The 26,712-nt window shown below is 71.6% G+C and carries 24 protein-coding genes; 13 read left to right on the forward strand and 11 right to left on the reverse strand.

Annotated features, from left to right (window positions below; translation table 11 throughout):
• Positions 1-100 precede the first annotated feature (100 nt).
• Positions 101-298 carry a hypothetical protein gene (locus tag ACZ6SA_RS22760; RefSeq protein WP_347643461.1) on the forward strand — a complete coding sequence of 66 codons (198 nt, stop codon included), beginning with the start codon at positions 101-103 and terminating at the stop codon, positions 296-298.
• A 4-nt stretch (positions 299-302) separates the two neighbouring features.
• Here ACZ6SA_RS22760 and ACZ6SA_RS22765 read toward each other — a convergent pair whose 3' ends face one another.
• Positions 303-3,281, reverse strand: coding sequence for an FAD-binding and (Fe-S)-binding domain-containing protein (locus ACZ6SA_RS22765; RefSeq protein ID WP_465830156.1), 2,979 nt, complete (start codon positions 3,279-3,281; stop codon positions 303-305).
• 285 nt (positions 3,282-3,566) lie between these two features.
• Here ACZ6SA_RS22765 and ACZ6SA_RS22770 point away from each other — a divergent pair, with 285 nt between their 5' ends.
• Both ACZ6SA_RS22770 and ACZ6SA_RS22775 read left to right on the forward strand, forming a co-directional pair.
• A complete protein-coding gene (locus tag ACZ6SA_RS22770) occupies positions 3,567-3,938 on the forward strand; it encodes a YciI family protein (RefSeq protein WP_347616292.1) in 372 nt (123 codons plus the stop codon).
• The gene (locus ACZ6SA_RS22775) at positions 3,935-5,146 is read left to right on the forward strand and encodes an RNA polymerase sigma factor (RefSeq protein ID WP_347643459.1); all 1,212 of its coding nucleotides are present in this window, start codon (positions 3,935-3,937) and stop codon (positions 5,144-5,146) included. Before ACZ6SA_RS22770 ends, ACZ6SA_RS22775 begins: the two co-directional genes overlap by 4 nt.
• On the opposite strand, the gene ACZ6SA_RS22780 is transcribed toward ACZ6SA_RS22775, so the two are convergent.
• Positions 5,143-5,586 (reverse strand): hypothetical protein, encoded by a 444-nt coding sequence (locus ACZ6SA_RS22780; RefSeq protein WP_465830162.1) that lies wholly within the window; start codon positions 5,584-5,586, stop codon positions 5,143-5,145. The genes ACZ6SA_RS22775 and ACZ6SA_RS22780 overlap by 4 nt on opposite strands.
• 199 nt (positions 5,587-5,785) lie before the next feature.
• Here ACZ6SA_RS22780 and ACZ6SA_RS22785 point away from each other — a divergent pair, with 199 nt between their 5' ends.
• The 8 genes from ACZ6SA_RS22785 to ACZ6SA_RS22820 all read left to right on the forward strand — a co-directional run bounded on the left by ACZ6SA_RS22785 (position 5,786) and on the right by ACZ6SA_RS22820 (position 12,471).
• Entirely contained in the window at positions 5,786-6,541 is a 756-nt protein-coding gene (locus tag ACZ6SA_RS22785; RefSeq protein ID WP_465830164.1) for a helix-turn-helix domain-containing protein, read from the forward strand.
• 219 nt (positions 6,542-6,760) lie between these two features.
• Positions 6,761-7,768, forward strand: coding sequence for an ABC transporter substrate-binding protein (locus ACZ6SA_RS22790; RefSeq protein ID WP_465830166.1), 1,008 nt, complete (start codon positions 6,761-6,763; stop codon positions 7,766-7,768).
• Complete coding sequence (locus tag ACZ6SA_RS22795) at positions 7,765-8,865, forward strand: FecCD family ABC transporter permease (protein ID WP_347643455.1); 1,101 nt, start codon at positions 7,765-7,767, stop codon at positions 8,863-8,865. Before ACZ6SA_RS22790 ends, ACZ6SA_RS22795 begins: the two co-directional genes overlap by 4 nt.
• Positions 8,862-9,605 (forward strand): ABC transporter ATP-binding protein, encoded by a 744-nt coding sequence (locus ACZ6SA_RS22800; RefSeq protein ID WP_465830168.1) that lies wholly within the window; start codon positions 8,862-8,864, stop codon positions 9,603-9,605. The genes ACZ6SA_RS22795 and ACZ6SA_RS22800 overlap by 4 nt, the downstream gene beginning before the upstream one ends.
• Before the next feature lie 82 nt (positions 9,606-9,687).
• The gene (locus tag ACZ6SA_RS22805; protein ID WP_465830170.1) at positions 9,688-10,893 is read left to right on the forward strand and encodes an erythromycin esterase family protein; all 1,206 of its coding nucleotides are present in this window, start codon (positions 9,688-9,690) and stop codon (positions 10,891-10,893) included.
• A gap of 104 nt (positions 10,894-10,997) precedes the next feature.
• Positions 10,998-11,348, forward strand: a complete 351-nt coding sequence (locus tag ACZ6SA_RS22810) for an ArsR/SmtB family transcription factor (protein WP_465830172.1) — start codon at positions 10,998-11,000, stop codon at positions 11,346-11,348.
• A complete protein-coding gene (locus ACZ6SA_RS22815; protein ID WP_347643452.1) occupies positions 11,345-11,851 on the forward strand; it encodes an SRPBCC family protein in 507 nt (168 codons plus the stop codon). Before ACZ6SA_RS22810 ends, ACZ6SA_RS22815 begins: the two co-directional genes overlap by 4 nt.
• Entirely contained in the window at positions 11,851-12,471 is a 621-nt protein-coding gene (locus ACZ6SA_RS22820; protein WP_347643451.1) for a dihydrofolate reductase family protein, read from the forward strand. Before ACZ6SA_RS22815 ends, ACZ6SA_RS22820 begins: the two co-directional genes overlap by 1 nt.
• Positions 12,472-12,503: 32 nt before the next feature.
• Here the strand turns inward: ACZ6SA_RS22820 and ACZ6SA_RS22825 are convergent, their stop codons facing one another.
• The 4 genes from ACZ6SA_RS22825 to ACZ6SA_RS22840 are packed head-to-tail and all read right to left on the reverse strand — an operon-like array spanning position 12,504 to position 15,052.
• Complete coding sequence (locus tag ACZ6SA_RS22825; protein WP_347643450.1) at positions 12,504-12,914, reverse strand: VOC family protein; 411 nt, start codon at positions 12,912-12,914, stop codon at positions 12,504-12,506.
• A gap of 10 nt (positions 12,915-12,924) precedes the next feature.
• Positions 12,925-13,365, reverse strand: coding sequence for a helix-turn-helix transcriptional regulator (locus tag ACZ6SA_RS22830; protein ID WP_443155339.1), 441 nt, complete (start codon positions 13,363-13,365; stop codon positions 12,925-12,927).
• Between the two features lie 48 nt (positions 13,366-13,413).
• On the reverse strand, positions 13,414-14,133 hold the full coding sequence (locus ACZ6SA_RS22835; RefSeq protein WP_347643448.1) for an ABC transporter permease: 720 nt from the start codon (positions 14,131-14,133) through the stop codon (positions 13,414-13,416).
• 34 nt (positions 14,134-14,167) lie between these two features.
• Positions 14,168-15,052, reverse strand: a complete 885-nt coding sequence (locus ACZ6SA_RS22840; RefSeq protein WP_347643447.1) for an ABC transporter ATP-binding protein — start codon at positions 15,050-15,052, stop codon at positions 14,168-14,170.
• Between the two features lie 221 nt (positions 15,053-15,273).
• On the opposite strand from ACZ6SA_RS22840, the gene ACZ6SA_RS22845 reads away from it, so the two are divergent.
• The gene (locus ACZ6SA_RS22845) at positions 15,274-15,876 is read left to right on the forward strand and encodes a response regulator transcription factor (protein WP_347643446.1); all 603 of its coding nucleotides are present in this window, start codon (positions 15,274-15,276) and stop codon (positions 15,874-15,876) included.
• A gap of 64 nt (positions 15,877-15,940) precedes the next feature.
• Here the strand turns inward: ACZ6SA_RS22845 and ACZ6SA_RS22850 are convergent, their stop codons facing one another.
• The 5 genes from ACZ6SA_RS22850 to ACZ6SA_RS22870 are packed head-to-tail and all read right to left on the reverse strand — an operon-like array spanning position 15,941 to position 25,429.
• A complete protein-coding gene (locus ACZ6SA_RS22850) occupies positions 15,941-19,039 on the reverse strand; it encodes a DUF5722 domain-containing protein (RefSeq protein WP_347643829.1) in 3,099 nt (1,032 codons plus the stop codon).
• Between the two features lie 13 nt (positions 19,040-19,052).
• Positions 19,053-20,495 (reverse strand): ABC transporter substrate-binding protein, encoded by a 1,443-nt coding sequence (locus ACZ6SA_RS22855; protein ID WP_347643445.1) that lies wholly within the window; start codon positions 20,493-20,495, stop codon positions 19,053-19,055.
• A gap of 49 nt (positions 20,496-20,544) precedes the next feature.
• Positions 20,545-21,369, reverse strand: coding sequence for a carbohydrate ABC transporter permease (locus ACZ6SA_RS22860; protein WP_347643444.1), 825 nt, complete (start codon positions 21,367-21,369; stop codon positions 20,545-20,547).
• Positions 21,366-22,256: a carbohydrate ABC transporter permease gene (locus tag ACZ6SA_RS22865; protein ID WP_465830178.1), complete on the reverse strand. Its 891-nt coding sequence runs from the start codon at positions 22,254-22,256 to the stop codon at positions 21,366-21,368. The genes ACZ6SA_RS22860 and ACZ6SA_RS22865 overlap by 4 nt, the downstream gene beginning before the upstream one ends.
• A 14-nt stretch (positions 22,257-22,270) precedes the next feature.
• Positions 22,271-25,429, reverse strand: coding sequence for a family 78 glycoside hydrolase catalytic domain (locus ACZ6SA_RS22870; RefSeq protein ID WP_347643442.1), 3,159 nt, complete (start codon positions 25,427-25,429; stop codon positions 22,271-22,273).
• A 170-nt stretch (positions 25,430-25,599) separates the two neighbouring features.
• Here ACZ6SA_RS22870 and ACZ6SA_RS22875 point away from each other — a divergent pair, with 170 nt between their 5' ends.
• Positions 25,600-26,655, forward strand: coding sequence for a LacI family DNA-binding transcriptional regulator (locus ACZ6SA_RS22875; protein ID WP_443155346.1), 1,056 nt, complete (start codon positions 25,600-25,602; stop codon positions 26,653-26,655).
• Positions 26,656-26,712 lie beyond the last annotated feature (57 nt).

Below are 26,712 nucleotides of genomic sequence, written 5' to 3' on the forward strand. Positions count from 1 at the left end.
CACCTGACGAGCAGACCGGGCGAGGCGGTCACAGCGAGCAACATCAACTTCACATAGGGTAACTCGATAATTACTTTCCGTTACTGCCTGTGGAGGCACCATGAAGTCCACCGCCCGTATGACCGCCATCCTGGCCACCGGCGCCATGCTGACCGTCGTACTCGCCACTCCCGCCGCCGCCGCTCCGGCCCCGTCAGAGGACCTGCTCAGCTCGCTGCTCGCCCTGGTGGGCAACCTCCTCGGAGGAATCCTGGGCGGCGGAGGGTCGCTCGGCATCCTTCCCGGCCTCCTCGGCTGAGCATTCACGGCCGCGCGAGGGGCGACGCCGCCGGGTCGGCTCCTGGCCTCAGGTGGGCGGCGAGAAGCTCGGCCAGGTGCAGCGGGCGGCGTTCGGGCGCGGTGTGGTTGATCTGGGTACGGCAGCTGAAGCCGTCGGCCAGGATCACCGTGTCCGGGCCGGCCCCGCGAATGGCGGGCAGCAGCTCGTGCTCGGCGCAGGCCAGTGACACCTCCATGTGCCCGGCCGTGAAGCCGAAGTCGCCCGCCAGGCCGCAGCAGCCTCCCACGGTGCTCAGCCGGGCCCCGGCGCGGGCCAGCAAATCCTGGTCGGCCTGGTGGCCGAGGACGGCGTGCTGGTGGCAGTGCGGCTGGCCGAGGACGTCACGGTCGATGGCGGGCGGCTGCCAGCCGTCGGCACGCGTGAGCAGTTCGGCCAGCGTCGTGGTCTGCTCGGCCAGGCGTGCGGCGTCGCGGTCGTGCGCCAGCAGGGCGAGAGCGTCGTCGCGGAAGACCGCCGTGCAGCTGGGTTCGAGGCCGACGACGGGGATGCCCTGCCGCAACAGCGGGGCGAGCGTGCGCAGGGTGCGGCGCAACATCCGCCTGGCGATGCCGAGCTGGCCGGTGGAGATCCAGGTGAGCCCGCAGCACAGGGTCCGCGGCGGAATGAGCACCCGGTAGCCGGCGGCTTCGAGCACCCTGACGGCGGCGGCCGCGATGCGCGGCGCGAGGTTGTCGGTGAAGGTGTCGGGCCACAGCAGCACGCTGCCGCGCTCGCCGGTGCCGCGCGGGCCCCGCCGCCGGTAGGAGTCGCTGAAGCGGGTACGCGCGAAGACCGGCAACGATCGGCGGGGTTCGATGCCGCCCAGCCGCTTGACCAGCCCGGCCAGGCCGGGAGCGTGGGTCAGCGCGTTGACCGCGCCCGGCGCGAAGGCGGCCAGGCGGGCCCACAGCGGCAGCCAGCCCATGCTGTAGTGGGCCGCGGGGCGCAGCCGGTGCGCGTAGTGGTGGGCGAGGAACTCGGCCTTGTACGTCGCCATGTCCACGTTCATCGGGCAGTCGTGCTTGCAACCCTTGCAGGCCAGGCACAGGTCGAGCGCGTCACGTACCGCATCGGAGCGCCAGCCGCCGGCGACTGGCGTGTCGGCGTGACCGTTGAGCATCTCGAACAGCAGCCGGGCCCGGCCGCGGGTGGAGTGCTCCTCCTCGCCGGTGGCGCGGTAGGAGGGGCACATGACGCCGCCGGTGTGGCTGCGGCACTGGCCGACGCCGACGCAGCGCATCACGGCCCATTGGAAGCTGCCCTCGTCGTGGGGGTAGCCGAATGCCGTGGCGGGTTCCGCGGGCGTCCACGCGCTGCCGAGGCGCAGGTCGTCCGTCGCCGCGTTCGGGGGCCCGTCCGGGGCGACGATCTTGCCGGGGTTCATCCGGTTCTCGGGGTCGAAGAGGGCTTTGACCTCGCGGAAGGCGGTCATGACGTCGGGGCCGAACATGACGGGGAGCAGCTCGGCCTTGGACTGGCCGTCACCGTGCTCGCCGGACAGGGAGCCGCCGTAGGAGACGACCAGGTCGGCGGCGCGGCGCAGGAAGGCGTGGAAGGCGGCGACGCCGTCGGCGGTGACCAGGTCGAAGGGGATGCGGGTGTGCACGCAGCCCTGCCCGAAGTGCCCGTAGAGCGCGGCCTCGCCGTAGCCGAACTCGGTGAACAGGCGGCGCAGGTCACGCAGGTAGTCGCCGAGCCGCTCCGGTGGTACGGCCGAGTCCTCCCACCCTTCCCAGGTCACCCGCATGTCCGGGACGCGGGCGGTGGCGCCGAGCCCGCCTTCGCGCAGGGCCCACAGCTGACGTTCGGCCTTTTCCTCGTCGAAGGAGGACACGTGCGGCTCGTGCCTGCTGCCGCGCAGGTCGCCGATGAGGGCGTGGGCGTGCCGGTCGGCCTCCTGCCGGGTGCGGCCGGCGAAGGACACCATCAGCCAGCCGCCGCCTTCGGGCAGCCGGGCCAGCGCCTCGGCGTTCATGTGCCGGCGGCGTTCGTCGCCGATGAGCCTGTCGTCCAGCCCTTCCAGCTGCAGCGGGCGGTGGGCGGCGACGCGCGGCACGGCCTCGGCGGCGGCGACGACGTCGGGATAGCCGAGCAGGACCAGCGTCTCGTGCTCCGGCACGGGCACGAGCTTCAGCTCCGCCCGCAGCACGGTCACCAGCGTGCCCTCCGAGCCGACCAGCGCCCTGGCCAGGTCGAAGGGCCCGCCGGGCAGCAGCTGGTCGAGGTTGTAGCCGGACACCCGGCGCGGGATGTCGGGGAAGCGGGTCACGATCTCGCCGGCGTGCTCGCCGGCGATCTCGCGCAGCCGCCGGTAGAGGCCGGCGCGGCGGCCGCCTTCCGCGAGGATGCGCTCGTACTCCTGCTCGCTGGTGGGCCCGACCCACATGCGCGTCCCGTCGTAGGTGAGGACTTCCAGGCGGGCGACGTTCTCGGAGGTCTTGCCGTAGGCCTGGGCGGTCGAGCCGCACGAGTTGTTGCCGATCATGCCGCCGATCGTGCAGTGGGAGTGGGTGGACGGGCGCGGCCCGAACATCAGGCGGGTGCCCGCGAGCCGCCGGTTGAGCTCGTCGAGGACGATGCCGGGCTCGACCACGCACGTCGCGGCCTGCTCGTCGACGGAGACCAGGCGGTCGCAGTACTTCGACCAGTCGATGATCACGGCGACGTTGCAGGCCTGCCCCGCCAGGCTCGTGCCGCCACCACGTGAGGTGATCGGCGCGCGGTGCTCGCGGCAGACGGCCACGGCCTCGACGGCCGCCTCCACGGTGCGGGGCACGACCACGCCGAGCGGGACCATCCGGTAGTTGGAGCCGTCGGTCGAGTAGGCGCCGCGGCTGCCGGGATCGAAGCGTACCTCTCCGTCCACGCGGGACCTCAGGTCCCGCTCGAGGTCCCGCACGCGCACGTACGGCTGGCCGTCGCGGCGGCGTACGGGGGTGGGAAGGTGCTCGGTCCTGGCCATGGCCATCACTTCCCCGGCTGGGACGACGTGTCATCGGATTGCCGCCTGCCCCCTCGCGCGGGCCTGAATCCCGGCCTCACGGGAGATCGCTTCTTTACGGCCCGGTCCGCTCCCACGGCTCGCCTATCCTGCGACGACAGGGAGGACGACATCGCGGGCCAGGGCGACGGGCGAGCAGATCTCGTCCGAAAAGTTCCGGCGGGGATGTCAAGGCGACGGCGGCGGCTCCGACCAACCGGTCGAAGGGGTCCCGGCCGGGGCCCCGCGCGACACGAGGAGTACGACATGAAGTTCCTGATCGGCATGCACATCAACCCGGCCGTGCTGGACGCGCTGACCGACGAGGAGAAGGCGGCGATCGGCGACGGTCACGCCAGGTTCATCGAGGCGCTGAAGGAGTCCGGCGAGCTGATCAACACGCAGGCGCTGGTCGACCCGTCCCAGGCGGCCGTGGTGTCCGTGCGCAACGGCCAGCCCGTGGTCACCGACGGCCCGTTCCTGGAGTCGAAGGAATTCCTGGGCGGCTTCTACCTGATCGACTGCGAGAACAAGGAGCGGGCGATCGAGCTGGCGGCGCGGATCCCGGACGCCGCGATCCAGGGGCTGGGGGTCGAGGTGCGGCAGGTCATGTTCGCTGACGGGCCGTCGGAGGCATGACGGCGCCGGCCGTCGAGGACCTGCTGCGTGAGCTCGCGCCGCAGGTCCTCGGCACGCTGGTACGCCGGCACGGCCAGTTCGAGGGGTGCGAGGACGCCGTGCAGGAGGCCGTGCTCGCCGCCACCGTGCAGTGGCCGGCCGAGGGGGTGCCGGGCAACCCGCGCGGCTGGCTGGTGACCGTCGCGTCCCGGCGGCTCATCGACCAGGTGCGCAGCGACCACGCGCGCCGCGAGCGGGAGTCGGCGACGGCCGCCGAGGTGGCGCCGCAGGACGTGCCGGACACCGACGACACGCTCCTGCTGCTGTTCCTGTGCTGCCATCCGACGCTGACCGCGGCCTCCCAGACCGCCCTGACGCTGCGGGCGGTCGGGGGCCTCACCACCGCCGAGATCGCCCGCGCGTTCCTGGTGCCGGAGGCCACGATGGCGGCCAGGATCAGCCGGGCCAAGCAGCGCATCAAGGCCGCGGGCAGCTCGTTCAGCCTGCCGGACGGCGCGGAGCGGGAGGAGCGGCTGCGGGTCGTCCTGCACGTGCTCTACCTGATCTTCAACGAGGGTTACACCGCCTCGTCGGGCAGCGAGCTGCACCGCGTCGACCTCGCGCACGAGGCGATCCGGCTGGCCAGGACGGTCCACGCGCAGCTGCCCGGCGACGGCGAGGTGACCGGGCTGCTCGCGCTGATGTTGCTGACCGACGCCCGCAGGCAGGCGCGTACGACGGCGGCGGGCGACCTGGTGCCGCTGGCCGAGCAGGACCGCTCGACGTGGGACCGCGCCCTGGTCGACGAGGGCATCGAGCTGGTCAAGGCGTCGCTGGCCGCCCCGGCGCTGGGGCCGTACCAGCTGCAGGCCGCCATCGCCGCGACGCACGCCGACGCGGCGACGGCGGAGGAGACCAACTGGCCGCAGGTGCACGCGCTCTACCTGATCCTGGAGCGGATCGCGCCCAACCCGATGGTCACGCTGAACCGGGCGATCGCGCTCGCCGAGACCGAGGGCCCGGCCGCGGGGCTGGCCCTGCTGTCCACGTTGGACGGCGACGAGCGGATGGCCGGCCATCACCGGCTGCTGTCCGTCCGGGCTCACCTGCTGGAGCAGACCGGCGACACGGCCGGTGCGTACGAGCATTACCGGCGCGCCGCGAAGGCCACCGCGAGCATCGCCGAGCAACGCCATCTTGAGTCACGGGCCGGGCGGGTGCGACCCTAGCCCCCCTTGACCGTGCGGAACCACGCGTTGCTGCCGGGCAGGAACTGCAGCACGATCGCCGGGACGACGAAGAGCACGGTCCAGATGCCGACGAGCGCCACGACTCCCAGCACGGTCAGCGCGGTGCGGGCGCCCGTGCTGCCCTGCCGCATGAGCTTGGCGAGGACGATCATCGCCACGGCGACGCCGATCCACAGGAGCAGGGCGAACGGGCCCGTGCTCAGAGGGGGCGAGTCCGGGCTGAGGGCGGTGAAGATCACGCCTGCGGCCAGCAGCCCCCCGAAGCAGATCCACACCGTCGAAGCGATCGTCACGGTCCGCGGCGCAGGCGTCCAGTAAACGCTCGCGTCCTGCTCGAGCGGCTCGGGCTGTGGCGTGGCCGAGCCGTCGGGTGGCGGCGGTTGGTGACCGGACGGCGTGGGCTCGGGCTCGCTCGTCATGGTCAAGCAGTTTTCCACAGGACTGCCGGGACCGGTACCGAGCCGTTTCAGAGCGCTTTCAGCGACGGTTCACCGCACCTCCTGACGATGGTCGCCCGATGCCGTGCGATCGAGCGAACAGGGGGAGCCGCGTGCCCCGTGAGACGACGACCGTCCCGGCGGGCGTGGCGCCCTGCGGAGCGGCCAGGGCTGCGGCAAGGTGATCGGGACGCGGCGGCTTCGGCTCGGCGGGCTGACCCTGGTGGGCGACCCGGAGGTCCCGGTCGTGGAGGAGGACGCGTACGCGCTGGTCGTCCCCTTGGGGCGGCAGGAGGGCGGTGCGTTGTTCCTGTACGGCCCCGCGCGCGGGACCCGGTGGGCGCCGGGGAGCGCCTGCGTGATCGTCCCGAAGGCTCTCGTGCAGCCGCCGGCCGGGTTGACGTGCCGGGAGGTTCCCGCCACGAGCGGGATCGCCCGGCTGCTGGCCGATTTCGTCACCGACGTGTGGAACGACCGGGAGGGCTTGCGGCCCGCCGACGGCCCGCGGGTGGGGATGGCGCTTGTGGGGCTGGTCTCCGCGCTGCTCCACCATCTGGGGGAGGGCGGTCACGGCGGCATGCGGCAACGGTCCGGCAGGGACGTGCTCGACCAGCGCATCCGTACCTTCATCCAGTGGCATCTCCGCGATCCCGATCTGACGCCCGGCAGGGTGGCCGCCGCCCATAACATCTCGCTCAGCCACCTGCACGGGCTCTTCGCCGAGCAGGACCTCACGGTCAGCGCCTGGATCAGGCGGCAACGGCTGGAACGCGCCCGGCGTGACCTGGCCGATCCGGCGCTGCGGGGCGTCTCCATCCAGGACGTCTCCGCGGCCTGGGTCTTCTCCCACCCGGCTGACTTCAGCCGGGCCTTCCGCCGCGCGTTCGGCCTGTCGCCCAGCGGCTTCAGGCGCCGGGCGCTGGCGGAGCCGGGGTGAGGTCCGCCCCGGCCGGCGCCTCCTGACCGGCATCTCCTGAGCAGCAGGGCGTGCGCGGCGGCCTGATGCAGCTTGCTGGCAATTGCGGCATATGTGCAGAATGAGGTCGTTCGTCGCACCATCGCTCGACCTCTCACCTCCGGAGACTCACCACATGAGCCGCACCCCAGCCATGCCGATCACTCGCGACAGCGTACCGACGAAGGCGGCCGCCGGATCATGAGAAGGTTGCTCGTCCTGGTGGCGGCCCTGACGCTGACCGCCTGCGGGCAGGCGCCCGCCACCCAGGAGACCGGTTCCGCCGCGGCGCCACCGCCCGGATTCCCCGTCACGGTCGAGAACTGCGGCCGCACCCTCACCTTCGACCGGCCGCCCGCCAAGGTCGTGACCGGCTACCACCCGTCTCTGGAAACGCTGCTCGCCCTCGGCCTGGGCGACCGGATCGCCGGCCGTACGAACTTCTCCGAGAGTGCGTTCCTGCCCGGCCAGAAGGAGCCGTATGACAAGATCCCGGAGATCTCGCCGACGATCATGCTCCCCCAGAAGGAGGTCATGCTCGCCCAGGGCGCCGACTTCGTCCTGGACAACGCGATGGCCTCCTTCGACGCCGGCGGCGGTTACGCCACCGTGGAGGAGCTGGACGCCGCGGGCTCGCCGGTGTACATCCTGGGCGGCTGGTGCAGCCCCGAGGAGACGCTCGAGTTCACCCTCGAGGACACCTTCACCGACCTGCACAACCTCGGCAAGATCTTCGGCGTGTCCGACCGCGCCGGCAAGCTGGCCGCCGAGCTGCGCGGCCGGCTCGACGACGCGCGCAAGCGCGTCTCCGGCCGGCCACCGGTCAAGGTGCTGGCCACCGACGGCGGCAAGGGCCCGGTCAACGCCTACGGCGGCGCCGGCATCACCAACCAGATGATCACCGCCGCCGGCGGGGTGAACGTGCTGGCCGACGTCAAGGGCGACTACACCGAGGTCAGCGTGGAGCAGATCAGCGCCGCGCAGCCCGACGCCATCCTGGTCAGCGAGTACGCCACCCTGCGAGGCGAGACGATGCCGACCGTGCAGGCCAAGACCGCCGACGCCCTCGCCATCGCCAGGAACAGCCCCGCGGCCAGGGCCAAGCGGGTGCTCCCCGTGCCGGTCGCGGCCCAGCATCCCGGCTACCGCAACCTCCTGGCCATCACCGACATCGCCCGCTTCCTCCACCCCGACGCGTTCCCCTCATGACCAGCGAGACACGGCAGGCGCCGGCCCAGGCCGCGAGCGCCGGAACGCCTCGCCGGCGCGGCGGCCGGTTCGCGGCGCTCGTCGTCGCGCTGGCCGTGGCCGTGGTCGCCGCGACGTGGCTGGCGGTGAGCATCGGCGCCGTGCACGTCGCGCTGCCGCAGGCGTGGGGCATCGTCGCCGACCGGCTGGTGCCCGGCCTCCTCCCGCGTACGTGGACGCCGGTGCAGGCGCAGATCGTGTGGGAGTTCCGGCTGCCGCGCGCGCTGCTGGCGCTCCTGGTCGGGGCGGGGCTGGCGGTGGTCGGAGCGGTGCTGCAGGCGCTGGTGCGCAACCCGCTGGCCGACCCGTTCCTGCTCGGGATCTCGTCCGGCGCGTCCTTCGGCGCGGTGCTCGTGCTCATTCTGGGCGCCTCCACGCTGGGCGGGCTGTCGCTGTCGGGCGCCGCCTTCGCGGGCGCGCTCCTGGCCCTGGGCCTGGTGTACGCGCTGGCCCAGCGCTCGGGCCGGCTCACCCCGTCACGGCTGGTGCTGGCCGGGGTCGCCCTGGCATACCTCTTCCAGGCCCTCTACAGCTTCGTGCTGCAGCAGGCGCAGAGCGGACGGGCGGCGCAGCAGGTGCTGTTCTGGCTCATGGGCAGCCTGGGCGGGGCCCGCTGGCACATGTTGCCGCTGCCGACCGTCGTCCTGGTCGCGGGCCTGGTCTACCTGCTGCTGCAGCACCGCCAGCTGAACGCGCTCACCGCCGGCGAGGAGACGGCCGTCTCCCTCGGTGTGAACGTGCACCGCCTGCGGATCACGCTCTTCGTCCTCACCTCCCTGCTGGTCGGCGTCCTGGTGGCCACCAGCGGCGCGATCGCGTTCGTCGGGCTGATCGTGCCGCACGCGGCCCGCCTGCTCGTCGGCGCCGACCACCGCAGGGTGCTCCCGGTCACGGCGCTGCTCGGCGCGGCGTTCCTGCAGCTCGTGGACGTCGCCGCGCGGACCGTCAACGCGCCGCAGGAACTGGCCCTCAGCATCGTCACCGCGCTGTTCGGGGTGCCGTTCTTCCTGTGGCTGCTGCGCCGGCGCTCGGTCGACCGGGCGGTGACCGTCGCATGATGCTCGACCTGCGCGGCGTCTCCGTGCGCCTCGACGGCCGCCCGATCGTGCACGAGGCCGACCTCCTGGTCGACGCCGGCGAGTTCGTCGCCCTCGTCGGCCCGAACGGATGCGGCAAGTCCACCCTGCTGCGCACGATCTACCGGGCGCTGCGTCCCTCGGCCGGGCTCATCAGCGTGGACGGCGACGACGTGCACGGGCTGTCCTGGCGCGAGTCCGCCCGGCGAACCGCCGTCGTGGCCCAGGAGACGCCCTCCGAGCTGGACTTCACCGTCGGCGAGGTCGTGCTGATGGGGCGCACGCCGTACGAACGGGTCCCCGCCGCCGACGAGGAGCGGTGCGCGCGGGCCCTCGACCGCGTCGGGCTCGCGGGCGCGGAGGCCCGCGTCTACGCCACCCTGTCCGGCGGCGAGAAACAGCGCGCGCTCATCGCCCGGGCCCTGGTCCAGGAGACCCGCCTGCTCCTGCTCGACGAGCCCACCTCCCACCTGGACATCCGCCACCAGCTGGAGATCCTGCACCTGGTGCGCGAGCTGGGTGTCGCCACGCTGGCCGTGCTGCACGACCTCAACCAGGCCGCCGCGTTCTGCGACCGCCTGTACGTCATGAGCGCCGGCCGCGTTCTCGCCGGCGGCCCGCCCGGCCAGGTCCTCACCCCCGACCTGATCGCCGAGGTGTACGGGGTGCGCGCCGTCCGCCGCACCCAGCTCGTCTTCGAACGGCTCAAGGAGGAGGAGTGATACGGCTTGAGACTTTCAACCCTTCCAGCAGGCGCCGGCGCGGAAAAGTCTCCACCTGAGGTTCAGCGATACCGTTGAAGGCATGGCTACTGGCATCCAGGACATCGCCCATGCCGTCGAGGCCGCCGCCGTCATGAGGCTGCTGCCGGCCCGCCCGCGGCTGCTCGCCCTGGGCGAGCCCACCCACGGCGAGGACATCCTGCTCCACCAGCGGAACGACCTCTTCCGGCAGCTCGTCGAGCAGGAGGGTTACCGCTCGATCGCGATCGAGAGCGACTGCATGGCGGGCCTGGTGGTGGACGACCACGTCAGCTCGGGCACGGGCAGCCTCGACGAGGTCATGGAGCGCGGGTTCAGCCACGGGTTCGGCGCGTCCGCGGCCAACCGCGAGCTCGTACGCTGGATGCGCGCCTACAACGACGGCCGGCCCGCGGCCGAGCGGCTGCGCTTCGCCGGTTTCGACGGCCCGCTGGAGATGACCGGCGCCGCGAGCCCCCGGCAGGCCATCACCGCGCTCCACGGCTACCTCGCGGCCCGGCTGGAGCCGGATCTGCTCCCCTGCTCCGCGGAAACGCTCGACCGCCTGCTGGGCGCCGACGACCGGTGGACCGAGCCCGCCGCGATGATGGACCCGTCCCGGTCCTCGGGGCGGTCGGCCGAGTCCAGGGAGTTGCGGCTGCTCGCCGACGACCTGGTGGCGCTGCTCGACGCCGAGACGCCGCACCTGATCGCGGCGTCCTCGCGCGACGACTGGGACCGGGCGCGCCTGTACGGGCGCACCGCCACCGGCCTGCTGCGCTACCACTTCTGGATGGCCGACACCGCACCGGGCCGGGTGGCGCGGCTGCTGGGCCTTCGGGACTCGATGATGGCCGCCAACCTCCTCGCGCTCGCCGAGCGGGGCCCGACGCTGGTCCACGCCCACAACGCCCATCTCCAGCGGGAGAAGAGCACGATGCGGCTGGGCGACCTGCGGCCGGAATGGTGGAGCGCCGGCGCGCTCGTGAGCGCCCGCCTGGGCGAGGGGTACGCCTTCCTGGCCACGGCCATCGGCACGATCCGGCACCAGGGGGTGGGCGCCCCTCCCCCGGACACCCTCGAAGGGCTGCTCTCCACGACCCCGCACGACCACTACGTCGTCGACGCCCGCCTGCTGGCCGCCGCTGTCGGCGACCAGCCGCCCGCCCCTCGCCTGTCCCCCTGGTACGGCTACTTCCCGCTGAACCCGGCTCACCTGACCGGGAACGACGGGATCGTGTTCGTCAAGGACGTGCCGCGCAACCCCTGATCCTCGCTTCCGCCGTCCTCACGCCCGGCGTCGCGGGGTGAGGATCACGACCGCCCGATGCCTACGGCTTGACGCATGCCCATATCGGCATATGATTGCTGCCCATGGCACGAGCAGCGACGACGTCGGACGTCTTCAACGCGATCGCCGAGCCGCAGCGCCGGGAGATCCTGGTGCTGCTGCGGGCGGGTGAGCGGCCGGTGACCGAGTTGGCCAAGGAGCTCGGGATGACCCAGCCGCGCGCGTCCAAACACCTGCGGGTGCTCCGGGAGGTCGGGCTGGTGCGGGACCGCAAGGCAGGCAAACAGCGCCTGTACGGCCTGGACGCCCGCGGGCTGCGACCCATCCACGAGTGGACCGGCGGGTTCGAGCGGTTCTGGAACGAGAGCTTCGACCGGCTGGACGCGTACGTGCAGGACCTCAAGCAGGCAAGGCAAGAAGGCGGTAACCGATGAGCGAGCAGGGACACGGAGCGCCGGCGCAGTCGGCGACGGCCGACCGCGAGATCGTGATCTCCCGGGTCATCGACGCCCCGCGGGAGCTGGTGTTCGAGGCATTCACCGAAGTCCGGCACCTGTCGCGGTGGTGGGGGCCGGAGGGGTTCACCACCACCACGCGGTCCTTCGAGTTCCGCGTCGGCGGGGAGTGGGACTTCGTGATGCACGGACCGGACGGGACGGACTACCAGGAGTGGATCACCTGGACCGAGATCGCCACGCCGGAGCGGATCGCGCTGCTGCACGGCGAACACCGCGGCGACCCGAACGCCTTCGAGTCGGTCCTCGCGTTCGCGCCCGACGGGGCGGCGACCCGGATCGAGATGCGCACGGTGTTCCCCACCAAGGAGCTGCGCGACGAAGCGGTCGAGAAATACCACGCGATCGAGGGCGGCCGGCAGACCCTGAGCAACCTGGCCGCCTACGTCACCGAGATCGTTCGGAAGGGAGCTGAGGACTGATGCCCGGGAAGGTGTTCTTCAGCGTGTCGATGTCGCTGGACGGTTTCATCGCACCCGAGTCCCTCGGGGATCTGATGGGGCGGCAGTGGATGGAACTGCAGCGGTGGATCTTCCCGCAGCGCTTCTTCCGGGAGAACTTGAAGCTCGGCGAGGGCGGCGAGGAAGGGCGCGACAACGACATCGTGCGGGAGACGTTCGAGCGCACCGGCGCGAGCGTGATGGGCAAGCGCATGTTCGACGCCGGCGAGCGGATGTGGCCGGAGGAGGCGCCGTTCCACACGCCGGTCTTCGTCGTGACGCACGAGAAGCGTGACCCGTGGGAGCGGCCGGGTGGCACCACCTTCCACTTCGTCAACGACGGCATCGAGACCGCGCTCGACCAGGCCCGCGAGGCCGCCGGCGACCGGGACGTCCGCATCGCCGGCGGCGGCGCGACGATCCTGGAGTACGTGAACGCCGGCCTGGTCGACGAGTTCTCGATCGCGCTCGCACCCGTGCTGTTCGGCTCCGGAATCCGCCTGTTCGAGGGCGTGGACGCGGGCCGCGTGGCCCTGGAGCCGGTCCGCGCGGAGCCGACGCAGCGGGTGACCCACCTGACCTACGCGGTCCGGGGGCGGTGAAGGCGCGCTCCTCCTGATCCAGACAACAGCGCTCAGGCCTTCGGGGCCTGCGCGATGCGCACCATGGTTCCCGACGGGTCGCGGAACGCGCAGTCGCGCGTTCCCCAGGGGTGGTCGATGGGCTCCTGCAGCACCTCGGCGCCGGATTCGCGAACCGCTTCGAAGGTCGCGTCGAGATCGTCGGCGCGGAAGACGATCATCGGCAGCAGGCCCTTGGTGAGCAGGTCGTGGAGGGCGTCGCCGTCGGCCTCCGACCGTCCGGAGTGCGGGGTGGAGAGCACGTATTCGGGGGCCGGCAGGCCGGGGCTGCCGAGGGTGACCCAGCGGCCCTCGCCGGAGGGCACGTCGTTGCGCACTTCGAGGCCGAGCGCGTCGCGGTAGAAGGTGAGCGCCTCGTCGACGTCGTGCACGGTGATGTGGCAGTTGTGGAGTGAGATGGTCATGCGGAAAACGTTAGGTAACCGGCTCGCTGTCCGCTTCTTCGATCCTGCTCGGCGCGTCCTTGGTCGGCCGGGTGTGCACCTTCGCCACGCACGGGGGCATCGCCGCCACGGCGCGGTGCTCCCGCGCGCGGTAGGCGCTCGGCGTCTCCCCCACGAGCTGGGTGAACCGGGAGCTGAACGAGCCGAGCGAGGTGCAGCCCACCGCCATGCACGCGTCGGTCACGCTGACGCCCGTGCGCAGCAGCGCCATCGCGCGTTCGACGCGGCGGGTCATGAGGTAGTTGTACGGCGTCTCGCCGTAGGCCTCCCGGAACTGCCGCGAGAAGTGCGCCGGCGACATGAGAGCGTGGCGGGCCAGCGTCGGCACGTCGAGCGGGCGGGTGTATTCGCGGTCGATCAGATCCCGAGCCCGCCTCAGGTGCACGAGGGTGGCGAGGTCTTGCCGGGTCATGGGGAAAGGGTATACCCGCCCTACCGGACCTGCGGGAATGGCGGTACGTCACCGGCGGGGCTCCCACCGGAAGATGCGGGAGGCCAGCGTGACGGCCACGATGACCCAGCCCAGCGTGGGCCCGAGGAGAAGCAGGGAGTCCGCGAGGGGGACGCCGCCGTTCCAGGCGTTGACCACGAGTTCGGTGGCCGAGCCGCCGGGAAGCAGCCGCTTGAGCAGGGCGAGCTCCTCGGTGCCGGAGATCCCCACCCAGCTGGCCACGGCGATGGTGCCGATGCTGACGGGCAGCGTGGTCACCTGGGCGTGCTCGGCGGAGTTCGTCAGGCCCGCCGTGGCGAGTCCCAGGCCGAGCATCATGATCACCATCGCGAGCACGGCCGCCGCCAGGAGGAGAACGTTGTCGGGCGCGCCCGCGACCGTGGCCAGCACGGTCATGATCGCGGCCACCTGGAGCAGCGAGATGACGGTGATCGGGAGGAGCAGCCCGGAGAGGATGCCGGTGTCGCCCGCCGCGGTGGAGCGCAGCCGCTTGAGGAAGAGGTTCTGCCGGCGTGCCGCCAGCGTGGTCACCGTGGTGGCGTAGAGCCCGAAGGCCCCCACGGTGAACATCACCACCGCCGCGATGTATCCGAGGCTGCCCAGAGCGGCGAAGACGTCGTGCCGGTAGATGAAGAACGAGCTGACCGCCACGGGCATGACGAGGCTGGTGACCAGAACCAGCCGGTTCCGGAAGATCTGGACCAGCTCGCTGAGAGCGATCGAGAGCATGGTGAAATGTCCCTTTCTCGGTGAGAGGGGTGGTCTAGTCGCTGCCGAGGGCGCGGAAGACGTCGTCCAACCGGGTCGGCCCGGCTTCGAGCCCTTCCAGCTCCACGGCGTGGTCCTGCGCCCATCGGAGCAAGGTGTGCAGGTCCTTCTGCAGGCCGAAGGTCTCGATGCGGAACGTCCCGTCGCTCTCGCGCGTGGCCTGCAGCGGCAGCACGGGTGCGTGAGCGGCCAGGGAGAAGCGGATGGCGGCGGGCAGGGTCCGGGTCAGCTCGGAGACGGTCCCTTCCCTGTGGAAGGCCCCTCGGTGCATGAGCCCGATGCGGTCGGCGCGTTGCTGCGCCTCTTCCAGGTAGTGCGTGGTGAGGACGATGGTCGAGCCGTCGTCGCGCAGCCTGTCCACGGCGTCCCACAGGTCGTCCCTGGACTGGATGTCCAACCCCGTGGTGGGCTCGTCGAGGAAGACCAGCTGGGGCGTTCCGTACACGGCGGTGGCGAAGTCGAGCCGCCGCTTCTCGCCGCCGGAGAGCTGCGACACCCTGGTGCCGGCCTTGCGGGTGAGGTCGACGACGCCGAGCACGCGTTCGACCCTGTCGGTGCGCTGGGAGAGCTTGCCGAACAGCCGTACGGACTCCCTCACCGTCAGGTCGGGAGAGAACCCGCTCTCCTGCAGCATGATGCCCATCCTGGACCGCACCGCCCGCCGGTCGCGCGGGCTCTGCCCGAAGACCCGCACGGTGCCCGAGCTGGGCGTACGGTGGCCTTCGACGACCTCCAGGGTCGAGGTCTTGCCCGCTCCGTTCGTGCCGAGCAGGGCGTAGAACTCCCCGGGCCGCACGTGGAAGGACAGGTCTTTCACGGCGTGGAAGTCGCCGTACTTGAGGTTCAGACGTTCGACGTCGATGACTGGTGTGGAGGCCATGCACCTGATCCCATCCGTTGCCACGCTCGTCCACCAGTGGGACTGCGTCATGACAGGACCATGACGTTTCTTCCGCGATGACATGACGCAGCGTCACTGTCGAGACGGACGAAACGGCAGAATACTGGCGGAAGACCCTTGTCGTTGGAGCCCGGAGCCGCACATGATGAGCCTCTTCGTCCCCGGTCGGACGCCGGCCACTGACGCGTGAAAGGACGACGATGACCACCGTGGTGCTCGCCGACGACGAGGCCCTCCTCCGCAAGGCGCTGGCGTCGCTGCTGCCCCTCGAAGGCGAGATCACCGTGCTCGCCGAAGCCGAAGGGGGCGAGCAGGCCGTGCAGGCCACGCTGCGGCACCGGCCCGACGTGCTCGTCATCGACCTGGAGATGCCCGGCATGGACGGGCTCGACGCGGTCGCGGAGCTCCGCAAGGAGCGTCCTGACCAGGTGATCCTCATGGTGACCCGCCATGCCAGGCCCGGCGTGCTCCGCAAGGCGCTGAAACTCGGGGTGCAGGGCTTCGTCAGCAAGTCCGCGGAACCGGCGCACATCGCCTCGGTCATCACGACGCTGCACGAAGGCAAACGCTGGATCGACCCGGACGTGTCCGCACTCGCCGTCGTCGACGACTGCCCGCTGACCGACCGGGAGATCGATGTGCTGCGGGCGACCGGCGAGGGCTACGCGGTCGCCGACATCGCCGCCCGGCTCCACCTGGCGGAGGGCACGGTGCGCAACTACCTCTCCAACGCCATGCAGAAGACCCAGACCAGGACCCGGCACGAAGCGGCACGCTACGCGCGCGAACACGACTGGTTGTGAGCGGTCCGGCGCGAGCCCTCGCCTGGCCCCGGGGGTCCGCCGGCAGACCCCCGGGCCGCGAACCTCACGAGATGCTGCGTCCTTCCACCGCGTCGAGCTGCAGCGGGCCGGCCCCCGCGTCGCCGCGCACGCCGAATCCGTACCGGTAGCCGGCCCGCACCTCCGGGTCCGACAGCGCGGGCAGGTGCTCCAGCGTGGCGGCGGTGACGAGTTCCCAGCCTGACCCGGTGTCGGCGTAGACGGCGGCCCGGTCGCCCACCAGCGACAGCGCGAACCGGCCGCCGTCGGGAATGCTCACGCCCTGCTTGACGCCGAAGACCGCGAGCCCGCCCGGCACCTGGGGTCCGCGCACCTCGAAGCCCACGGACTTCTGGGTGTTCACGTAGAACGCCACCACGTCCGTCCTGCCGTCCTGGACCAGGCCCGCGTAGACGGTGTCCATGTCGGTGGAGTCGCCCTGGAACTTCCTGATGGTGATCGCCGTGCTGAACGCCGGGTTACGCGGCGACACGCTCGACGACATCAGGCCGAACCAGCCCGCCGACGGGTGGGCGGCCGACAGCGCGCCGTCCGCGTACGTCACGTGCGGCAGCTCCTTGTTCTCCGGCTCCGCCCGGTGCACCTGGTAGTCCCCGGCGCCGTCGAAGGTCTCGTCGAGCTCCAGGTTGGCGAAGGCGTCAGGGGATGGCGGCACGGAACCGGCCTCCGGCGGCAGCCGGAACGTCACCCGCTGCTCCTGGCGCGAGTAGGACGCGCACACGACCGGATGCTCCTGGTCCGCCGGCTCGTACGCGGTCAGCCTCGTCTCGAACGTACGGCTCGCGCCGGTGCGCAGGCCGGTCACCCGCAGCGCGTCCGGGTCGACGGTCACGCCGTCGCAGGACGTGAGCCGGACCTTGCCCGCCATGGGCTGCACGTCCCGGTTGGTCACGGTGAAGGTGACCGTGGAGCCGATCCGGCCGCGTTCGGCGGTGGCGGCGGTGACGTCGATGTTGCGCCGGTCCGGGCCGGGCACCGCGGTGGTGGCGAGGCCGAGCCGGTCGATCTCGTACGAGCCCGCCCAGTCGGACCCGACCGAGCCGCGCACCCACACCTTGACCCTGGAGATCGCCTCGCGCGGGGCCCAGCGGGACAGGTCGAGCGTGAGCCGGTTCCAGCCGAGCGCGGGGTCGATCGCGCCGACGCCCTCCGCCACGGCGCCGTCGCGCCCGTACACGCGGATCTTGGCGGAGAAGGCGTTGCCCGGCTTGAAGCCGTCGTCGGCGTTCTCCGGCACCCTGATCGAGACCGAGAGCCGCGACGTGCGCGTGGCGTCGAGCGGCTCGCCGAACACCACGTCGGCGCCCTTGTACGACTTGGCGTACTGCGACCAGCCGGGCAGGTCGCGGTCGAAGCGGACGCGCAGCGCGTGCCCGCCGTCGACGGCGACGCGCTCCACCGCGGCGGCGTTGTCCGACGGCCGCCAGCCGCCGGTGTCCGTCTCGAAATCGGAGATCACCCGCTCGGCCACCGGCTTGGCGTCGAGCTGCACACCGACCGTGGCCGGCGGCTTCCTGACGGCCAGCTCGGCCGGGTCGAAGCCGGGGATGACGTCCTTCCAGTCGGAGATCCCGATGATCTCCTTGGCGAACTCGGTCACCTCCAGCGACCGCTCGGTGTCGATGCCGGCGAACACCTCGTGGATCGGCTTGCGCTCGCCCGCGTTGGACGCCGCCGCGTGCTCCTCGTCCCACGTCCACAGCCCGAGCCGGAGCCCGCCCTCCTGCTTGTGGTCGACATGCCGGTGCAGGATGAAGGAGTCGATGCCGTCGGCGAAGGCGACCTTGTAGTAGGCGTACGCGTAGGCCGCGGCCTGCAGCTTCAGCTCCTTGTCGGAGTAGTCCTGCGAGTTCAGGCCCTGCTCGGAGAGGATCACCCGCCGCCGCTCGCCGCCGTACGTCAGGTGGTCCTGGGCGAGGTAGCGCGGCAGCAGCTCGATGTTCTTGAAGGTGATCCGCATCGTGTCGAAGCCGTCCGTGGCGGTCTTGTCGTTCCAGAACGCCGGGTTGAACAGGTTCTCCGGGTACGGGTGGTAGGCGATGTTCCAGTCGAAGTCGCCCTGCCGCTTGGTGAGCGCGTTGAGCCCGTCGACCACGTCACGGCCCTTGTAGGTGTACTTCGGGTCGTCGTTGGCCGCGCCGGTCCAGAAGTGCGTGAGGGAGGTGTAGACGCGCGCGGCGGCGTCGGCCTTGCGCACGGCCTGCCAGGTCAGCCGCATCGCCCGGGTGTACTGCTCCAGGAAGACGTCCCGCTCCTGCGGACCCATGTTGTACCAGAACTGCTGGGCGTCGATCTCGTTGCCGACGATCCAGCCCCATGCCCGGCCGTGCCTGGCGTCGGCCCGGCTGTAGCGCTGGGAGAAGAACTCCATCGCGGCCGTGAAGTGCGCCTCGCCCTCGGCCGTCTTGGTGTTGAAGGCGTAGACCGTGCCCTTGCCCAGCTCGGCCTCGGGGTGGATGAGGGTGCGGGCGGCGGAGTTGGGGGCGGTGCTGTTGTAGACGAGGATGATCAGGTTGACCAGCATCCCGTTGTCCGACAGCGGCTTGACCTGGGCGTCCAGCCCGGCGACGGCGCCGCGGTCGAAGTAGTAGGTCTTTCCCTGGGAGACGAACTCGATGGTGTTGCCGGGCTCGCCGGGCCCGGCCGTCATGACCGAGTCGAGCGCGAGGTTGATGCCGGCGTGCTGGACGCCGATCTCCTCGGCATCATCGGACATCTGCACTTGCAGACCCTTTTTGCCCGACATTTCAGGATATGGGGCTTGGCTGGTGGACGCGAAGCTCAACTGGTCGGCATAGTGCACCTCGCCCAGCGGCCCCTCCGCGCCCACCGCGAGGAACTTGTCGTACAGCCGGTCCTGGTCTCCGTCCATGCGCGGCACCTCGACACGGAACTCGCCCGCCTCGACGGTCGCGACCGGCGTCTCTCCGGTGTGCGTGTCCTGCCACGTGTCGAGCGCGTACAGCTCGGCCGGCCCGGACGCGGTGCCCGTGATGGTGACCACGCTCTCGCCGACCTCCACTCCGGTCACCCCGCCGGTCCCCTCGCGCGGGGCCGCCGCGTGCGCGGGCAGGCTCACGAACATCGCCGGTACGGCCAGCGCCAGGGCGATCAATAACCGCATTGTCAACTACCTCCTACTTGGCCCAGTCCTCGTCGCCCCAGGCGTTCTTCTTGATCCCGGCCTCGATGCCGCGCTCCCACCACTTCTGCAGGTCGGCCAGCTCCGCCTCCAGCGAGCGCTCGCCCAGCAGGTAGCCGTCGAACACGTCGCGGAACGAGGTGCCCTCGGGGCCGCCGGGCAGCGCGGTCACCCGGAACGGCTTGCCCCACTCACCCTCCAGCAGCCCCGCGGTCTCGGCCGACGGCTCGACACCCTCGACGGCGGGCAGGCCGCCGGTCGCGTCCAGCCACGGCTTGATCGCCGGCGAGCTCATGTACTGCAGGAACTTGACGGCCGCCGCGTACTTCTCGTCCTTGACCGTCGACGGGATCATGTAGCTGGTGCCGCCGATCGACGCGCCGTAACGGGCGGGGGCGTCCGTCGACAGCGACGTGGTGTCCTTGGTGATCGTCGGGAACGGCATCGTGCCGAGCGGGAACTTCGCGTCCGCCTTCAGCGCCTCGACGGCGAAGTCGGTGCCCCACGACATGGCGGCCTTGCCGGAGACGAAGTCGCGGTAGCCGACCGTCGCTCCGCCGTCGGCCACGCCCGTCCAGTTGGGGGTGCCGCAGTCGAAGAACTCCTTGTAGATCTTGAGCGACTCGGCGACCTCGGGCGTCCTGGTGGTGAGCGTGCCCTCCTTGATCACCTTGCTCATCGACTTCTCGGTCACGGTCGGCGCCTTGCCGGGCTCTCCGGTGGCGTCGAACTGGTTCCACTCGTCGTAGTACTTGTCGATGAGCTGGGTGCTGACCGCCTCCCACGTCCAGCCCGCGGCCAGGCCGCCCTTGTCGAGCGCGACCGGGTCGAAGCCGGCGTCCTTCAGTTTCGAGCAGGCGGACCTGAAGTCCTCCCACGTGGCCGGCGGCTGCTCGATGCCCGCCTTGGCGAAGGCGTCCTTGTTGTAGAACAGGCCGATCGCGACCAGGTTGAACGGGATGTACTCCAGCTTGCCGCTCTCCTTGCTGAGCGCCTTGGAGACGCCGGGGCCGTAGTACTCCTTCCTGAACACGTCGATCCAGCGCTGGTTGCCCGGCACGTACGGGTTGGGCTTCTGCAGCTCGGCGTCGAGCGCGTGCACCTCGTGAGCCTTGTGCGGCGGCTGGTTGAAGACCAGCTCGGGCGCGGTGCCGGCGGCGAGTTGGGTGGTGATCGTCTGCGAGAAGCCGTCGAGGGGCAGCACCTGGGTCTTGACCTCGACGCCCGGCTCGCGTTTCTCGAAGGAGTCGACGAGCGCCTCCCAGGCCGGGCCGAAGCTGCTGCCGCTGGCGTTCCACTGGTTGGGGCCGGCCAGCGTGATCGTGATCTTGCCGCCCGCGCCGGTCGCCGACGTGTCGCCGGTGCCCAGCAGGCCGCAGCCGGTCACCGCGAGCAGCAGGGCCGAGGCCGCCAGCCCGCTCTTGGGGGGTGTTCTCATGGGGAGCCGCTTCCTTTCTTGGTTGATACGTTTCAACGAACCGCGGCCCTCACTTGCCGGAGACGATGCCGCCCTGGATGCCGGCCAGGAACCACTTGGACAGGAACGTGAACAGCACCACCAGCGGAAGGCTGGCCAGAACGTAGCCCGCGAACAGCGGACCCCACTGCTGCGCGTTCTGGTTGGCGAAGAACGCCAGCCCGGCGGGGATCGTCCGGTACGCATCGGTCTGCACTGTGAGCAGCGGCCAGAAGTAGTCGTTCCACACGCCCAGCACCGTCATCAGCGCCACCGTGCCGATGACGGGCCGGGACAGCGGCAGCATGAAGGCCAGGAACAGCCGGGTCCCGCCCGCGCCGTCGACCCTGGCCGCCTCGAAGATCTCCTCAGGGACCTGCGCCATGTAGGTGCGCATGATGACGATCCCGAGCACCGTGTTGGCGGTGACGTGCGGGACGATCAGCACGAGCCTGCTGTCCAGGATGCCCAGATCCCGCATCAGCACGAAGAGCGGGACCAGGCTGGTGATCGAGGGCACCATGAGCAGCGCCGCGATCAGCCCGAACAGCGCGCCGCGACCGGGGAAGCTGAAGCGGGCGAAGACGAACGCCGCGGCCGGGGCCAGCACCAGCGTGCCGGCGATGGCCAGCCCCGCGACCACGAACGAGGTGAACAGGTAGGGGCTGACCTGCTCCCAGGCCACCGCGTAGTTGTCCAGGTGGAACGGCCAGGCGGGCGACCAGTAGCCGGCGAAGAACTGCTCGTTGTCCTTGACCGAGGCCGCCAGCATGAAGAGGTAGGGGAACAGCCCGGCGAACGCCAGCACCGCCAGCACGGCCCCCGCCACCAGGTCTGTCCTGCGCGTGCGGCTCATGCGTCCGCCTTCCTGCCCAGCGTCAGCGCGACCAGGCTGACCGCGAGGGTCAGCACGAACAGCACCGTGCCGAGCGTCGCCGCGTACCCCCAGCTCGTGTCCACGAAGGCCGCGTCGAGCATGCGCAGCACCGGCACCTGCGTGGCGTTGTCGGGCCCGCCCCCGGTCATGATGTGCGCCTGCATGCCGTACTGCAGCACCGATATCACCGCCAGCACGAACAGCAGCTTGACGTCGCGGAACATCATCGGCAGATCGATGCTCCAGAAGCGGCGCAGCCGGCCGGCGCCGTCGACCTCGGCGGCCTGGTAGATCTCCGCCGGCACGTTCTGCAACGCCGACAGGAAGACGAGGAACGGCAGGCTCGCCACCCACGGGAAGCCGATCGTCATCAGCGCGACCAGCGCGGTGTCAGGATCGCCGATCCAGTTGCCCGCCAGCCCGTCCAGCCCCATCGCGCGCAGCGCGCTGTTGATGACGCCGTCGCGCGGGTCGTACATGAACTGCCACAGCAGCACGTTGACCACCGCGGGGAAGGCCAGCGGGAGGATCAGCAGCGTGCGGAACACGAAGCGCAGCCGCTCGCTCGACAGCGACATCACCAGCTCGGCCGCCAGCAGCGGGAACACCCACATGAGCGTGACCGCCCAGACGAAGATGACGCCGATGTTGCGGAACGAGGCCCACCACAGGTCGTCGCCGAGCATCGTCAGATAGTTCTCGAAGCCGACGAAGGGCGACTCGAAGCCCGGCCGCCACTCGAAGAGCGAGTGGACCATGCCGTTCAGCGCCGGGTAGTACGAGAACGCCGCGAGCAGGGCGAACGTGGGGAGGAGGACGAGGTAGACCCCCCACGGGGGCCGGCGGCGCGCCTTTGTGCTGGTCACGATCGAACTGCCTCTCAGCTTGCCGTGTCCCGCGCCCGGAACGCGTACGACCCCGAGCCGACCCGGTAGACCGCTCCCCCGCCGTCCAGCCGGTCGAAGGTCACGCACTCCGCCTGGCCGGCCGGCACGCCGCCCTCGGTCACCCGCTCGGGCGGCGCGGGCACGTGCACCTCGGCGCGGGTGTTGGGCGGCAGGACGACGTCCAGCGCGAAGCGGTCGCCCTCCAGCCGCCAGGCGACCTCCACCCGGCCGTGCCGGGTGCGGTGCGCGGTCGTCGCCCAGGTGATTCCGCCGCCCGGCCGCGGCCGCACCACGACGTCGGCGTAGCCGGGCGACCCCGGGGCGAGCCCGCCGACCGTCCGGTACATCCAGTCGCCGACGGCGCCGTACGCGTAGTGGTTGAAGGAGTTCATGCCCGGGTCCTGCAGCCCCCGGTGGTGGCTCCATGAGTCCCAGCGCTCCCACATGGTCGTCGCCCCGCCGTGGACGACCGGGTAGAGCCAGGACGGGAAGGTGTCCTGCGTCAGCAGCCGGTAGGCCACGTCCAGCCGCCCGGTCGAGGTGAGCGCGTCCAGCAGGAACGGCGTGCCGAGGAAGCCCGTCGACAGGTGGCCGCCACGGGCCTCGATGTCGCCGGCCAGCCGGGCGGCCGCCCTGGGCAACTCGTGCTCCTCGAACAGCCCTGCCGTGACAGCCAGCACGTAGGCGGTCTGCGTGCCCTCCGCCAGCACGCCTGGGCCCTCGACGAAGGCCGCGCGGAACGCCTCCCGCACGCGGCCGTACAGCTCCAGGCAGGCCCGCTCGTCCGCGTCGCGGCCGAGCACGGCGGCGAGCCCGGCGAGCTGCCGCGCGGACAGCGCGAAGATCGCGGTGCCGACGAGCCGCTTGGACGTCTCGGCGCCCGTCGACAGCCAGTCGCCGAACCCCTCCTCCGGGAAGATCCCGCCGTCGGAGCGTTTGTCCAGGTACGCCAGCCAGCGCGCCATCGGCTCGAAGCAGGCCGCCACCACCCGCGTGTCGCCGCGCAGCCGGTGCATCGCCCACGGCAGCATCACGAGCGCGTCGCCCCAGCCGGGCGAGCCCGCCTCCTTGGCGTCGGGCGACAGCCCGCGGCCGGAGAGCACGTCGGGCACCACGTGCGTGACGGCGCCGTCGTCGCCCTGCGCGGCCACCACGTCGTCCAGCCAGCTGCGCAGGAACCGGGCGACGTCGTAGTTGAACAGCGCCGTGGGCGCGAACGCCCAGATGTCGCCCGTCCAGCCGAGCCGCTCGTCGCGCTGGGGGCAGTCGGTGGGGACGGCCAGGAAGTTGCCCCGCTGCCCCCACACGATGTTGCGCTGCAGCCGGTCGAGCCGCTCGTCGGAGCAGGTGAACTCGCCGGCCGGCTCCATCGCGGCATGGGCGACCCTGGCCGTGATCCGCTCCGGGGCCGCGCGCAGCCCCGACACCTCGACATAGCGGAAGCCGTGGAAGGTGAAGCGTGGCTCGAACGTCTCGGGCCCGTCCCCGCTCGGCAGGAACTCGTCCGTCGCGCGGGCCGAGCGCAGGTTGGCCAGGTGCGGCCCGCCCTCGTGGTCGAGGACCTCGGCGTGGCGCAGCACCACCGGGCGCTCCCGGCCGGCGCGGCCGGTGAGCCGGACCCAGCCGACCAGGTTCTGGCCGAAGTCGGCGATCCACACGCCGGGGCCGCGCTCCCACACCGCGACGGGCTCCAGCTCCTCGTGCACCCGGATCGGCGGCGCGACGGCGGCGGTCACCCGGCCCGCGGGCGGGCTCACGGGCACCGCGGGCGCCCAGCCGGAGTCGTCGAACCCGGGAGCCGTCCAGCCGTGCGGCTCCGCGGCGAGGTCCTGCCGCTCGCCGTTCTGCAGGTCGGCGTAGCGGATCGCGCCCGTCCCCGCCCGCCACCCCGGGTCCGTGCGCAGCCGGGTCACGCTGCCGTCGTCGTGCAGGATCTCCAGCTCGGCGCGGAAGGCCGGCCTGCGGCCGTACTGGAAGGGGCCGAACCAGCTGATGTGGCCCGCGTACCAGCCGTCGGCGAGGATCGCGCCGATCGCGTTGCGGCCCTCCGACACGAGCTCTGTGACGTCGTAGGCCTGGTACGTGATCCGGTGGCGGTAGTCGGTCCAGCCGGGCGCCAGGTGGTCGGCGCCCACCCGGCTGCCGTTCACGTGCACCTCGTGGACTCCGAGCGCGGTGGCGTAGAGCCTGGCCCTGCGCACCGGCGACGGCACGTCGAACTCGCGCCGCACGTAAGGGCTGGGCCGGTCGGCGATCGGCTCGCGGCCGTGCGGCGGGTCGCCGTGCAGGCCCACCTCCTCGGCCAGCGACCACCCCGAGTCGTCGAACCCGGGCTGCTCGAACCCGTCCTCGGGCCGGTCGCCGGCCCGCCACCTGCCGCCGGACGTGACGGTCACCCCGCCCGCCGCCGCCACGGGCACGAGCTGCGCCAGCGCCGGCCGCCCCTCGACCACGACCTCCAGCCGCACGCACAGCCCGGACCCGCCGGCCCTGATCGCCAGCACGTTCTCGCCCGGGACCACCAGGTCGCCCGCGTCGGCCACGAACGCGCCGTCCCGCGACTCGCCGGCGACCGGCGCACCGTTGACGTACGCCGCCACCTCGTGGCCGCCGCCTATCACCAGCCGCGCCGACAGCGGCCGTGCCCCGCCCGGCACCTCGAACCGCGTACGGAACGCCCCGAGCGGCGAAGGGGACGGCCCGAGCCGGCCGGCGACCCACATGCGCGGCACGTTCTCCAGCGACGGCAACCGCTCCGAGCCGGGCACCACGGGCGTGCCGATCCAGCCCGCCGTCCAGCCGGCGGTGTCGCCGAGCCCGGTCTCGAACCAGCGGGCGGGACCCCACTCCGACCAGGTGCCGCTCTCGTCGGCCACCTTGACGCGCCACCCGTAGCGGGTGCGCGGCCGCAGCTCCGCCCCGCCGTACGGGATGTCGTACGTGACGGCCGAGGTCACGGCGTCGCTGTCCCAGACCAGCTCGGCCCCCTCGCCGGCCGGATCGCCCTCCCGCGCCACGATCACCCGGTACGCGCTCTGCGCGCGCCCGCGCCCGGCCCCGGTGATCTGCCACGAGAACAGCGGAGCGCTCACATCCAGGGCCAAGGGCTCGGCCAGTCCTTCGACCCGGGGATCGGTCACGGCCAGCTGCATGCAGGGGCTCCCTACTATTTGAAACATTTCAATCCTCGCGCACCGTAAGCAGGTGGAGGTACCCGCGTCAATGCCTGCCTGGAAAATCGGAGCGCGGGTGTCATGTAGATGAAACATTTCAATGGCTACACTGGGTGTTCCTGCCAGGTGACCAGAAGGGCTGTCCACCGGTGACCGACATCCACAAGCCGGCCCAGCGCCGCCGGCTCAGCATGGTCGACGTCGCCGCCCACGCCGGCGTGTCCGTGGGAACGGTCTCCAACGTGCTCAACCGGCCGGAGCTGGTCGCCAAGCCGACGCTGCGCCGCGTGCGCGCCTCCATCAAGGCGCTGGGGTTCGTGCCCAGCGCTCCCGCCCGGCAGCTGCGCGGCGGTGCGGGCCGGTCCGTGGGCGTCATGGTTCGCGACATCGGCAACCCGTTCTTCACCGAGGTGCTGCCCGGCATCGAGACCCGGCTGTCGCAGGAGGAGCTGCTGCTCGTGCTCTGCAGCTCCAGCGACTCGGTCGAGAAGGAGGCCTACTACCTGCAGATCCTGGAGCAGCACCGGGTGCCCGGCATCCTCATCACGCCCGCGGGTGACGACATCTCCCACCTGGTGGAGCTGCGCCGGCGCGGCATCGGCATGGTGCTGCTCGACCGGCCGGGCGCCGACTCCCAGCTCTGCGCGGTCGCGGTCGACAACGTCAGGGGCGGCGAGCTGGCCGGCGCCCATCTGCTGTCGCTCGGCCACCGGCGCATCGGGTTCCTCAACGGGCCGTCGATCGTGCGCCAGTGCGCCGACCGGCGCCAAGGGCTGGACAACGCGGTGCGCGCCGCCGGGCTCGACCCCGGCGAGGTGATCACCGAGGTCACCCTGCCCGCGCTCACCCCGCGCGAGGGCGAGGCCGCGCTCGAGCGGCTGCCCCTGCGCGAAGGGCCGACGGCGCTGTTCTGCGTCAACGACACGGTGGCGCTGGGCGCGCTGCGCGGGCTGGAGCAGCGCGGCATCGGCGTCCCGCACGACATGGCGGTCATGGGTTATGACGACGTGGAGTTCGCGGCCGCGCTGTCGCCGTCGCTGACCTCGATCCGCCAGCCGAAGCACCAGCTCGGCCACGCCGCCGCGGAGCTGCTGCTCACCGACGCCCGGGGCGACCCTGGCCACTGGCACCAAGAGATCGTCTTCCAGCCGGAGCTCATCGTCAGAGCGTCGACCGGCGCCTCCCTGTCCCGGCCGGGCCAGTAGGCGGTGTCCGGCATCGTCGTGCGGCGGGTTGTTCCACGACGGCCGGCCCCGAGCGGG

The organism is Nonomuraea sp. NPDC049378 (assembly GCF_055586745.1).